Genomic DNA, 11620 nt, shown 5'->3' on the forward strand with positions numbered 1-11620 from the left:
ATCAGCGACCGATTGCGATGGCCTGATTATTCATGATCCGCGGTGTCAGGAAAACCAGAAGTTCGTTTTTCCGGTCGGTGACGGTATCTCGCCGGAACAACCGCCCGAGGTAAGGCAGTTCGCCGAGGAAGGGTACCTTCTCCACCGACTTGCTCTGCTCGTTACTGAACACGCCGCCGATGACGATGGTCTCGCCGTCGTTGACCAGGATCTTGGCGTTGACCTCGTTCTTGTTGATAGGAGGTACGCCGTTCAACATATTCTGGTAATCCGGCGCGTCCTTGGTCACCTTGACTTCGACGATGATCCGGTTGTCCGGGGTGATCTGCGGGGTCACCTCGAGGGACAGCGCGGCTTCCTTGAACGAGGTGCTGGTAGCGCCGCTGGAACTGGCCTCCTGGTAGGGGACTTCCGAGCCCTTCAGGATCTTCGCGGTTTCCTTGTCCGAGGTCACGACCTTGGGCTGGGAGACGATCTCGCCGTTGCCGGTCTTTTCCATCGCCGACAGTTGCAGGTCGAGGATGATGTTGTCGGTGATGAAGCCGATGCCGATCCCGGAGGTAGCATCCTTGGCACCGAGGTCGACGAACGGCGACGGCGACTTGCTGGTACCCGTGGTCGGGAAGGTACAGCTACCGGCGATCGGGCCGCAGTTCATGCCGTCCTCGTCCTTGATCCCGATATTGCCGTCCTTGCCGTAGCCGCTCCAGTTGCCCTTGTGATAAGCGCCGCCCCAGCGCACACCGAGACTCTTGTCGTAACCGACGTTGGCCTCGACGATGCGTGCCTCGATCATCACCTGGCGCACCGGAATATCCAGCTGCGAAACGATCCGCCGCAGTTCGTCCAGTCGCTCCTGGGGCTGATAGGCGATGATACTGTTGGTGCGGTCGTCGACGGTGATCGAGCCGCGCCCACCTTCCTTGCCTTCCTGGCCACCATCGCTGGTCACCGACTGGAACAGCTTGGCGATGTCCGCGGCCTTGGCGTAGTTCACCTGGATCAGTTCCCGACGCAGTGGCGCCAACTCGGCGATCTGCTTCTGCGCTTCCAGCTCCTGGCGCTCACGGGCGGCGATCTCGTCGGCCGGGGCCACCAGGAGCACGTTGCCGAGCTTGCGCTTGTCCAGGCCCTTGGTCTTCAGCACCAGGTCCAGCGCCTGGTCCCACGGCACGTTCTGCAGGCGCAGGGTGATATTGCCCTGCACGGTATCCGAGGCCACCAGGTTCAGGTCGGTGAAGTCGGCGATCAGCTGCAGTACCGAACGCACGTCGATGTCCTGGAAGTTCAGCGACAGTTTCTCACCGGTATAGGCGAAATTGTCCTTCTTGCGCCGCTCGGCGTCTTCGGTGGTCATCGGCTTGATGCTGACGGTCAGGCGATTGTCGGTCTGGTAGACCAGATAGTCGTAGAGCCCGCTCGGCTCGATGGTGATGCTGGTACGGTCGGATTGCGCGCTGGCGTTGACGAACTGCACCGGCGTGGCGAAGTCCTTGACGTCCAGGCGAACCCGCAGCGCATCCGGCAGTTGGGTCTTGGCGAAGTCCAGGCGGATCTTGCCGCCCTGCTCCTGGATATCCGGGCTCAAGGTCGGATCGGACAGGTCGATGACCACGTTGCCCTCGCCCTTTTCGCCACGCTGGAAATCGATGTTGCGAATGGCACGACCCGCCGGCACGTACGGCTTGGGCTTGATCGGCTGGGCATAGCTGGCCGGAGCCGGGCTTGCCTTGACCGGAGCGGTGGAAGCGACGCTGGCGCCGGCCGGCGAATTGCCGACCACCACGAAGAGGTTGTTGCCTTCCACCCGGGTGGTGTAGGACGACAACGTGGTCAGGTTGATGATCAACCGTGTGCGATCCTTCGCCTCGACCACCGTGACGCTGCGCGTATTGCCCACGCTCAGCTCGCGGTTCTTGGTGCCGAGCTTGTTCTGTACCCCCGGCAGATCGAGGGCGATTCGCGCCGGCTGCTCGATGGTATAGCCACGCGGCGCGGCGACGGGCTCGTCGAACTGCAGCTTTAGCTCGTGCCGCCACGTCGAGTTTCTCCAGGTCCGCGGCGAGCAATGCCGGCGCGAACATGGCGGCCAGCAAAGCGATCCCGAGGCGCGAGAGGCCACTGTTCATCGTCCGACTCCGTTGTACAGACTGCTGTTGGTTATGCATGTTTTTCCCCGCCCTCAGGAGCGTTCCTTGAGAGTCAGGCTGCGCGGACGCTCCAGCCAGTTCCCCTCTCCGTCAGGAACGATTTCGATCACGTCTATTTTTCCTTCGCTGATGCCGACGACCTTGCCGTCGTTGCGCCCCAGGTAGTCCCCGACCCTCACCCGGTGCACGCCACCCGCGCCCTTCACCAGGGCGAAGGTGCCCTGGGCGTTGGACAGGGTGCCGACCATCTCGAAGGTCTCGATGTTGAAGCCTTCCAGGAACTGCTTGACCCGCGTCTCGTCGGGCTTGATCACCTTGTTGCCCTTCTGCCGCACGGTCAGGTCGATCTTCACCGGCGGCTGGAACGGGCTGCGTAGCGACGCGGCGCTATAGGTGAAGGCCTCGTACGGCTGGAACTTCGGCAACGGCTCGATGGTGCCCTTGGGCCGGGCGCGAACCTCGTCCATGTAGGACTGCAGATCGGCGAAATCGGAACCGCCGCCGCATCCGGCCAGGCTGGCGAGCAGCAGGCTGCTCAGAATCAGGCGGGCTCTCATTTCTTCAGCCCCTTGTCGTTGTAGCGATAGGTCTTGGCCAGGATGCTCATGCGCAGCTTGGACGTGCTGCCGGGCGCGACCGGCTTGATCTCGAAGTCATGCAGGGTGACGATCCGCGGCAGGCTGGACACGCCGCTGACGAAGGTCGCCAGGTCGTGGTAGCCGCCGACCACGCTGATCTGGATCGGCAGCTCGATGTAGAACTGCTGGGCAACCTCGGGAAGCAGCTTGATTTCCTCGAACTCCAGGCCGCTGCCCAGGCCGGTACGAGTGATGTCCTCGAGCAGCCCGGGTACCTCGGTGTCGCTGGGCAACTGCCGCAGCAAGGCGCCAAAGGACTCTTCCATCTCCTTCATCTGTGCCTTGTAGGCTTCCAGGTTCGCGGCCTGGAAGGCCTTGGTGGAGAACTGCTGCTTGAGCGTCTCCTCTTCCGCGGCCTGCTGTTCGAGCTGAGCCTGCATGTCACTCAGATGGAAGTTGTAGCCCAGCGCCAGGACCGCCGCGGTCAGCAGCACGCAGACGATGACCTTGACCGCCGCCGGCCAGGAACCGATGTTGTTCAGGTCGAGATCGTTGATATCGATCTTGCGCAGACTTTCCAGGGAACTGGCCAGACTCATTTCTTGGCTCCTTGCGCAACCCCATGCTTCGCCTTGGCGTCTTCCTCGCCGGGCTGCGTCTGCTGCACGGTCAGTTGGAACACGTTGGCCTGGTCCACCGCGCCCTGGGTCACCGCCTTGACCTCGTTCAGGGTCGGGGCGGTCAGCCACTCGGACGCGTCCATGTTGCGCATGAGATTGGAAACGCGGTTGTTGGACTCGGCCGCGCCGGCGATGGCGATGTTCTTGCCGGTCATCTTCAGGTCGGTGAAATACACGCCGTCGGGCAAGGTCCGCACGAGCTGGTCGAACACCCGTCCGATGATGGGACGGTTGCCCTGCAGGTCCTGGATGATCTTCATCCGCTCGAGCAATTGCTGGCGCCGCGACTTCAGTTCGCTGATTTCCTTGATCCGGGCGTCGAGTACGACGATTTCCTTGCGCAGGAAGTCGTTGCGGGCGTTCTGGTTCTCGATGGCCGCGGTGAAGTACTGGTCGCCAAGGAATACCAGCGCAGCCGATGCCACCAGGACGCCGCCAAGAATCACCAGGAACTGCTGCTTGCGCTGCTCGCGCAGCTCTTCGCGCCAGGGTAGAAGGTTGATCCGTGCCATCAGTCGAAACTCCTCAACGCCAGGCCGCAGGCGATCATCAACGCCGGAGCGTCGCTGGCCAGGGCGCCGGCATTCACCTTGCCGTTCAGCGCCATGTCGGCGAACGGGTTGGCGACCAGGGTCGGGGTGCCGATCTTCTGCTGGATCAACCGATCGAGATCCTGGATAGACGCCGTACCGCCCGCCAGGACGATGTAGTCGACGTCGTTGAACTGTCCGGCGGCGAAGAAGAACTGCAGCGAGCGGGAAACCTGCTGCACCACGGCGTCCTTGAACGGACGCAGAACTTCGCTGTCGTAGTCATCCGGAAGACCGCCCTGCTTCTTGGCGAGACCGGCTTCCTCCACCGAGAGTCCGTAACGCCGCTGGATCTCCTCGGTGAGCTGGCGACCGCCGAACAGCTGTTCGCGGGTATAGATGGTGCGTCCGTTGTGCAGGACGCTCAGGGTGGTCATGGTCGCGCCGATGTCCACTACCGCCACGGTCAACTGGTCGGTGTCGGCACCCAGCTGGCTGCTCAGCAGCGCATAGGAGCGCTCCAGCGCGTAGGCCTCGACGTCGACCACCTTGGCGGTCAGGCCGGCCAGCGCCAGGGCCGCTTCGCGAACCTCGACGTTTTCTTTCCGACAGGCGGCCAGGAGTACGTCCACGCGCTCGGGATTGCGCGCGGAGAGCCCCTGGACCTCGAAGTCGATGGCGACTTCCTCCAGCGGATAGGGGATGTACTGGTCGGCCTCGATCTTCAGCTGGTTTTCCAGTTCATCCTCGGAAAGCCCGGCCTCCATCTCGATGGTCTTGGTGATCACCGCCGAACCGGCGACGGCGACCACGGCCGACTTCAGGTTGGTTTTCGCCTTGACCAGCACCCGTGACAACGCCTGGCCGACCCCTTCCAGCTCGACGATGTTCTTTTCCACGACTGCATTCGGCGGAAGCGGCTCGACGGCATAGGCCTCCACTTTGTAGCGGCCTCCGGAGCGGCTCAACTCAAGGAGCTTTACCGAGGTCGAGCTGATGTCGATCCCCAGCAAGGTGTTCGCTTTCTTCTTTATGAGCCCTAGCACGACCAATTCCCTATTAGCGTTCAATACTTACGAACGATTCTTCTTTTTTCACATTAGATACCAGAGCCGAAGGCCAGGCAAATGGCTAGGTCACAGAAAAATTGCTTATAATGTGAACAGCTTTTGCCTTTTTCCTGTCCTATTCGCTTAACTCTTTCTTTTTCCTGGAAATCCAAATCTACCCATGCGCCTGCTGAAGTTCCTGTGGTGGACTTGCGTCACCCTGATTTGTGGAGTGCTGCTCAGTTTCAGCGGCGCCTATCTCTATCTGAGTCCCAGCCTGCCCTCGGTGGAAGCTCTGCGTAACGTCCAGCTGCAGATCCCCCTCAAGGTCTACAGCGAGGACGGCAAGCTCATCTCCGAGTTCGGCGAGATGCGCCGGACGCCGATCCGCTTCGCCGACATCCCGCAGGACTTCATCCATGCCCTGCTGTCCGCCGAGGACGACAATTTCGCCAACCATTATGGCGTCGATGTGAAAAGCCTAATGCGCGCCGCCGCGCAATTATTGAAAAGCGGTCACATCCAGACTGGCGGCAGCACCATCACCATGCAGGTAGCGAAGAACTACTTCCTTACCAATGAAAGAAGCTTCTCGCGAAAGATCAATGAAATCCTCCTGGCCCTGCAGATCGAGCGACAGCTGACCAAGGACGAGATCCTCGAGCTCTACGTCAACAAGATCTACCTGGGCAACCGTGCCTATGGCATCGAGGCTGCCGCACAGGTCTATTACGGCAAGCCGATCAAAGACTTGAGCCTGGCCGAGATGGCGATGATCGCCGGCCTGCCGAAAGCGCCCTCGCGCTACAACCCGCTGGTCAACCCGACCCGCAGTACGGAGCGGCGCAACTGGATCCTCGAGCGCATGCTCAAGCTCGGCTTCATCGACCAGCAACGCTACCAGGCCGCCGTCGAGGAGCCGATCAACGCCTCCTACCACGTGCAGACCCCCGAACTGAATGCGCCCTACATCGCCGAGATGGCCCGTGCCGAGATGGTCGGCCGCTACGGCAGCGAGGCCTATACCGAGGGCTACAAGGTCATCACCACGGTCCGCAGCGACCTGCAGAACGCCGCCAGCCAATCGGTCCGCGACGGCCTCATCGACTATGACCAGCGCCACGGCTACCGCGGCCCGGAGACCCGCCTGCCGGGCCAGACCCGCGACGCCTGGCTCAAGCACCTGGGCCAGCAGCGCAGCATCGGCGGCCTGGAGCCGGCGATCGTCACCCAGGTGGAAAAGAGCGGGATCATGGTGATGACCCGCGACGGCAAGGAAGAAGCCGTGACCTGGGACAGCATGAAATGGGCACGCCCCTTCCTCAGCAACAACAGCATGGGCCCGATGCCGCGCCAGCCCGCCGACGTGGCCCAGGCCGGCGACCAGATCCGCGTGCAGCGCCAGGAAGACGGCACCCTGCGCTTCGTACAGATTCCCGCCGCACAGAGCGCGCTGATCTCCCTTGACCCGAAGGACGGGGCGATCCGCTCGCTGGTCGGTGGCTTCTCCTTCGAGCAGAGCAACTACAACCGCGCGATCCAAGCCAAGCGCCAGCCGGGCTCCAGTTTCAAGCCGTTCATCTACAGCGCGGCCCTGGACAATGGTTTCACCGCCGCCAGCCTGGTCAACGATGCGCCGATCGTGTTCGTCGACGAGTACCTGGACAAGGTCTGGCGACCGAAGAACGACACCAACACCTTCCTCGGCCCGATCCCGCTGCGCGAAGCCCTGTACAAGTCCCGCAACATGGTCTCGATCCGCGTCCTGCAGGGCCTGGGCATCGAGCGGGCAATCAGCTACATCACCAAGTTCGGCTTCCAGCGCGACGAACTGCCGCGCAACTTCTCCCTGGCCCTGGGTACCGCGACAGTCACACCGATGGAAATCGCCGGCGCCTGGAGCGTATTCGCCAACGGCGGCTACAAGGTCAATCCGTACGTCATCGAACGCATCGAGAGCCGCGACGGACAGGTGCTGTACCAGGCCAATCCGCCCCGCGTGCCGGTGGAAGAACAGGTCGCTGCGCCGGATGCGGAAGACGCCGGGAATCCTGGCGACCCCGAGCATCCGGAGAGCGCCGAAGGCGAAGGTTCGATCGAAGCCCAGCAAGTCGCCGCCAAGGCCCAGACCACCTTCGAGCCGACCCCGGCCGAACGGATCATCGATGCCCGTACCGCCTATATCATGACCAGCATGCTGCAGGACGTGATCAAGCGCGGTACCGGGCGCCGCGCCCTGGCGCTGAAGCGCACCGACCTGGCCGGCAAGACCGGCACCACCAACGATTCCAAGGATGGCTGGTTCTCCGGCTACAACTCCGACTACGTGACCAGCGTCTGGGTCGGCTTCGACCAGCCGGAGACCCTGGGTCGCCGCGAGTACGGCGGTACCGTCGCGCTGCCGATCTGGATCAGGTACATGGGCTTCGCCCTCAAGGACAAGCCGATGCACACCATGGCCGAGCCGCCAGGCATCGTCAGCCTGCGCATCGACCCGGTAACCGGCCGTTCGGCCGCGCCGGGCACTCCCGGCGCCTATTTCGAGATGTTCAAGAACGAGGACACCCCGCCCTCGGTCAACGAACTGCCGCCGGGCAGCTTCCCTGGCAGCCCGCTGCCGGATGACGAAGGCGCGCGCCGATCGACCTGTTCTGAACCGGCGCCTGCGCTTCGTCGACGACGACGGAGCGCGAGGCGCAGGCAAAAAGAAACCCCGCCTTGGCGGGGTTTCTTTTTATCCGGCGGATCGATCAGCCGTTGAAGACTTCGTCCACCGATTTCAGCGGATAGTTCTTCGGATACGGCAGGGTAGCCACGCCGGTCTCGATGGCAGCCTTGGCCACGGCATCGGAAACCACGGTGATCAGGCGCTTGTCCATCGGCTTCGGAATGATGTACTCGCGGCCGAATTCCAGCTTGTCCACGCCGTAGGCGGCGCAGACGTCCTCCGGGACCGGCTGCTTGGCCAGGTCGCGCAGGGCCAGGGCGGCGGCGATCTTCATCTCTTCGTTGATGCGCGTGGCACGTACGTCCAGGGCACCACGGAAGATGAAGGGGAAACCGAGCACGTTGTTGACCTGGTTCGGATAGTCGGAACGACCGGTAGCCATGATCACGTCGTTACGGGTGGCATGGGCCAGTTCCGGCTTGATCTCCGGGTCCGGGTTCGAGCAGGCGAACACGATCGGGTTCGGCGCCATGCGCTTGAGGTCTTCCGGCTCCAGCAGGTTGGCGCCGGACAGGCCGACGAACACGTCGGCGCCCTCCAGGGCGTCGGCCAGGGTGCGCTTGTCGGTCTCGGTGGCAAACACCGACTTGTACTGGTTCAGGTCGTCGCGACCGGCGTGGATCACGCCCTTGCGGTCGATCATGTAGATGTTCTCGACCTTGGCGCCCATGCTCACCAGCAGCTTCATGCAGGAGATGGCGGCAGCGCCGGCGCCGAGGCAGACGATCTTCGCTTCTTCCAGCTTCTTGCCGGCCAGTTCCAGCGCGTTGAGCATGCCCGCCGCGGTCACGATGGCGGTGCCGTGCTGGTCATCGTGGAACACCGGGATGTCGCACTGTTCGATCAGCGCGCGCTCGATCTCGAAACACTCGGGAGCCTTGATGTCCTCGAGGTTGATACCGCCGAAGGTGATGGAAATACGCTTGACGGTATCGATGAAAGCCTGCGGGCTCTCGGCGTCGACCTCGATGTCGAACACGTCGATGCCGGCGAAGCGCTTGAACAGCACACCCTTGCCTTCCATCACCGGCTTGGAGGCCAGCGGGCCGAGGTTACCCAGGCCGAGAATCGCGGTGCCGTCGGAAATCACTGCCACCAGGTTGCCCTTGCCGGTGTACTGGTAGGCCAGCTCGGCATCGCGGGCGATTTCACGCACCGGCTCGGCGACACCCGGGCTGTAGGCCAGGGACAGGTCCCGGGCGGTAGCGGTGGGTTTGGTCAGCTCGACACTCAGTTTTCCCGGACGGGGTTGTGCGTGATATTCGAGGGCAGCGGTTTTAAGATCGGACATTTGGGCACTTCCGCTTTATTGCTTGTTGGACAGACGGGGCGACCGAGCATACGCAAGAAGACGACGCCCCACAAGATCGTCAGGACCCGGCTGTCAAGACCTCTAGCGTACGACTTTAAGCCAATCGCCCGGACGGGGTTCACCGCTCGGATAAAGGTCATTCAGCAGACGCAGACGAGCCACGGAGTCACTCAATGACCCCTCGCCGCCAGCCGCCAATTGCTCCAGCGTCTGCCCCGCCTTGACCTGCACCAGGTGCAGGCGTCGCGGCTGCGCCAGGGCCCGCTCCTTGTCGCGCAGCGGACGGAAGCTGCGGATCACGCTGAGGAAGCGGTCGTCCTGGGTCTCCAGGGAACCGACCTTGACCACGCCGACGAACAGGTAGGCGCGGTCGCCCTGGTAGATCACAGCAACCCGTCGCGCCGGGTTGCCTGGCACCACCGCCGTGTAGCCGTTCAGCCCGGCCTGCTTCAGCGACTCCTCCTGGGCCAGCCGTTGCCCGGCGTTCTTGCGCAGGAACTCCGCGGGCGTCAGGCGGGAATCATGGGGCACCAGCTTCATGCCGATGAACGACTGCTCGTCCGCCGGATAGCCAAGCAGGGCACTGGGCTGGTTGAGGATCTTCCAGCCCGCCGGATAGCTCAGGGTGAAGTCCAGCTCGGCATGGTAGAAGTTCTGCCCGCGACGCACCCCGGCCGATGCCGAGTCGCCGAACGGCATGCCTTCCAGATGGCGAAGAAAGACCTCGCGCCCCACTTCCTGCTGTCCGTTGGCCAGTTGCCGGGCCGGGCCGACCACTTCCTGCAGACGCCGGTCGTTGTCCGGATGGGTATCGAACAACCCGTGGTAGCCGCCGGCCTGTACCGCCTGGCCATTGCGCGCAGCCTCTTCGCGAGCGAAGTCCTCCTGGTTCTTCAGCACCCGCACCACCTGGATCATCGCCGTCGGATCGTAGCCGGCGCGGGCCAGGTACTGAGCGCCGAGACCATCGGCTTCCAGTTCCATGTCACGCCCGTAGCCGCGGACGAAGGCCGTGCCGAGCACGTTGGCCAGGTCGCCGGCGGCACCGACCCCGGTGCCGATCGCCACCGCCTGGCCAAGGATGTTCCAGGCGCTGGCCTGGCTCTGCTGGCGCACGCTGTGGCGCGCCGTGACGTGGCCGACCTCATGACCGAGCACCGCGGCCAGTTCGGCCTCGGAGCCAAGGTAGGCGATCAGTCCGCGATGGATATAGATGTAGCCGCCCGGCAGGGCGAAGGCGTTGATGTCCGGCGAATCGATGACGGTGAAATGATATTGCAGATTGCTGCGGTGGCTGCTGCGGGCGACCCGCTCGCCTACCCGTTGCACGTAGGCCTGGAGCTTTTCATCGTTGTAGCGGGGGAACTGCTTGAGGATTTCCTGGTTGTAGCGAGCGCCCATGCCGAGTTCCTGCTGCTCGCTCATCATCACGAAATCGCTCTTGCCGGTGGCCGGGTTCACCGCGCAGCCGCCCAGCGCGCCGACTCCCAGCAACAGCAGCAGGAGCCAGGCGGTCTTCATGGCAACCATTCCAGCATCGCCGGATCGGTCACCGACATCTGCCAGCGCGCCTTGCCGGCCGGCACAGCGCCACGGCGGGAACGATCGACCACCCAGCCACGCACTTCCAGCGAACGTCCCGCCATCTGCATCACCCGTTTCGCATCGAACGCCTTGAGCACCTTCGGCTCGATCCGCAGGACCAGCGGACCGTCCATCTCCAGCCAGATACCGCCCCGGTTGCGTTCGACCTCGAGCACCCGCCCGCGGACCACGGCGAAGCCGCTCTGCGCCAGTCGATCGAGCGAAAGCACCGGCGAACGCTTCCATACACCCAGATTAGCCGAACGCGCTGCACGTTCCGCCGCTTGCTGACAGGCCGTCAGCTCGGTGTTCGGCGCGACCGCCACCAGGTAGCCCAGGCCCTCGCCGAGCAGGCGCGCCTCGAGGTTGGCGCCGCTGGCATCGAACAGGTGCGCCAGGGTCCGCCCGTAGTGATCGCGGGCCTGGCGGCCCGGCTGCAGGGCGAGACGCCCGTCGCTGGCCGATACCAGCGCCTGCAGTCGCTGCTTCGCGGCTTCGGCGAAGGGCTCGGTGGTGCGACCGTTGTGCGCCAGCTCAGGCGCGTTGATACCGATCAGCCGCACGCTGCGGCCATCGCGCAGGCGCACGGTATCGCCGTCCACCACCCGCGCCACCTCGACGTTCTGCAAGGCGCCGGTAGGCCGGCAGGCCTCCGCCGCACCGGCGAAGGCGGAAACCACGGACATGAAAAAGGCGCCCACCAGGGACGCCTTTCTCGGTACAGCGACAAGTAGCATTGCGCGCGTTCGCGGCAAGCGGCTTACTTGGTGGCGCCGAATACGCCGAAACGCTGCTTGAAGCGGTCGATACGGCCGCCGGTGTCCAGCACCTTCTGCTTGCCGGTGTAGAACGGGTGGCATTCGGAGCACACGTCCAGGTGGATCGGCTTGCACAGGGTGGAACGGGTCTTGATGACGTTACCGCAGCTGCAGGTAGCTTCGATAGCTTCGTAAGTCGGATGGATGTCCGCTTTCATGATTCAATCCTCGAGGCGTTGTGTGCCGCCACC

At 63.5% G+C, this 11620-nt stretch carries 8 protein-coding genes and 2 pseudogenes; 1 reads left to right on the forward strand and 9 read right to left on the reverse strand.

Annotation, left to right across the window (positions count from 1 at the left end; all coding sequences use genetic code 11):
• Position 1 precedes the first annotated feature (1 nt).
• The 5 genes and pseudogenes from pilQ to pilM all read right to left on the reverse strand — a co-directional run bounded on the left by pilQ (position 2) and on the right by pilM (position 4984).
• A pseudogene (gene pilQ / locus ACM0M4_RS28230) lies at positions 2 to 2129 on the reverse strand (type 4a pilus secretin PilQ).
• A gap of 53 nt (positions 2130 to 2182) precedes the next feature.
• Positions 2183 to 2707 (reverse strand): type 4a pilus biogenesis lipoprotein PilP, encoded by a 525-nt coding sequence (gene pilP, locus ACM0M4_RS28235; RefSeq protein WP_003095836.1) that lies wholly within the window; start codon positions 2705 to 2707, stop codon positions 2183 to 2185.
• A complete protein-coding gene (pilO, locus tag ACM0M4_RS28240; protein WP_003103268.1) occupies positions 2704 to 3327 on the reverse strand; it encodes a type 4a pilus biogenesis protein PilO in 624 nt (207 codons plus the stop codon). Before pilO ends, pilP begins: the two co-directional genes overlap by 4 nt.
• Positions 3324 to 3920 carry a type 4a pilus biogenesis protein PilN gene (gene pilN, locus ACM0M4_RS28245; RefSeq protein ID WP_003095839.1) on the reverse strand — a complete coding sequence of 199 codons (597 nt, stop codon included), beginning with the start codon at positions 3918 to 3920 and terminating at the stop codon, positions 3324 to 3326. Before pilN ends, pilO begins: the two co-directional genes overlap by 4 nt.
• Positions 3920 to 4984 (reverse strand): type IV pilus assembly protein PilM, encoded by a 1065-nt coding sequence (pilM, locus tag ACM0M4_RS28250; RefSeq protein WP_003110888.1) that lies wholly within the window; start codon positions 4982 to 4984, stop codon positions 3920 to 3922. Before pilM ends, pilN begins: the two co-directional genes overlap by 1 nt.
• A gap of 184 nt (positions 4985 to 5168) precedes the next feature.
• Between pilM and ACM0M4_RS28255 the strand changes: the two are divergent.
• Positions 5169 to 7642: pseudogene (locus tag ACM0M4_RS28255) on the forward strand (penicillin-binding protein 1A).
• Between the two features lie 95 nt (positions 7643 to 7737).
• Here ACM0M4_RS28255 and ACM0M4_RS28260 read toward each other — a convergent pair.
• The 4 genes from ACM0M4_RS28260 to rpmE form a co-directional block, all read right to left on the reverse strand.
• Positions 7738 to 9006, reverse strand: coding sequence for a malic enzyme (locus tag ACM0M4_RS28260; protein ID WP_003095842.1), 1269 nt, complete (start codon positions 9004 to 9006; stop codon positions 7738 to 7740).
• Positions 9007 to 9108: 102 nt separating this feature from the next.
• On the reverse strand, positions 9109 to 10548 hold the full coding sequence (locus ACM0M4_RS28265) for a M48 family metalloprotease (protein WP_003095844.1): 1440 nt from the start codon (positions 10546 to 10548) through the stop codon (positions 9109 to 9111).
• Positions 10545 to 11312 carry a thermonuclease family protein gene (locus tag ACM0M4_RS28270; RefSeq protein ID WP_003103280.1) on the reverse strand — a complete coding sequence of 256 codons (768 nt, stop codon included), beginning with the start codon at positions 11310 to 11312 and terminating at the stop codon, positions 10545 to 10547. Before ACM0M4_RS28270 ends, ACM0M4_RS28265 begins: the two co-directional genes overlap by 4 nt.
• A 59-nt stretch (positions 11313 to 11371) precedes the next feature.
• Positions 11372 to 11587, reverse strand: coding sequence for a 50S ribosomal protein L31 (gene rpmE / locus ACM0M4_RS28275; RefSeq protein WP_003095846.1), 216 nt, complete (start codon positions 11585 to 11587; stop codon positions 11372 to 11374).
• Positions 11588 to 11620 lie beyond the last annotated feature (33 nt).

Source organism: Pseudomonas sp. 18-147, assembly GCF_051048045.1.
GTDB lineage: Bacteria > Pseudomonadota > Gammaproteobacteria > Pseudomonadales > Pseudomonadaceae > Pseudomonas > Pseudomonas aeruginosa.

Excerpts from the sequence above, each read along its gene's own strand:
- pilN (WP_003095839.1), bottom strand. The coding sequence starts at position 3,920 with ATGGCACGGATCAACCTTCTACCCTGGCGCGAAGAGCTGCGCGAGCAG.
- ACM0M4_RS28265 (WP_003095844.1), bottom strand. The coding sequence starts at position 10,548 with ATGAAGACCGCCTGGCTCCTGCTGCTGTTGCTGGGAGTCGGCGCGCTG.
- ACM0M4_RS28260 (WP_003095842.1), bottom strand. The coding sequence starts at position 9,006 with ATGTCCGATCTTAAAACCGCTGCCCTCGAATATCACGCACAACCCCGT.
- pilO (WP_003103268.1), bottom strand. The coding sequence starts at position 3,327 with ATGAGTCTGGCCAGTTCCCTGGAAAGTCTGCGCAAGATCGATATCAAC.
- rpmE (WP_003095846.1), bottom strand. The coding sequence starts at position 11,587 with ATGAAAGCGGACATCCATCCGACTTACGAAGCTATCGAAGCTACCTGC.
- pilP (WP_003095836.1), bottom strand. The coding sequence starts at position 2,707 with ATGAGAGCCCGCCTGATTCTGAGCAGCCTGCTGCTCGCCAGCCTGGCC.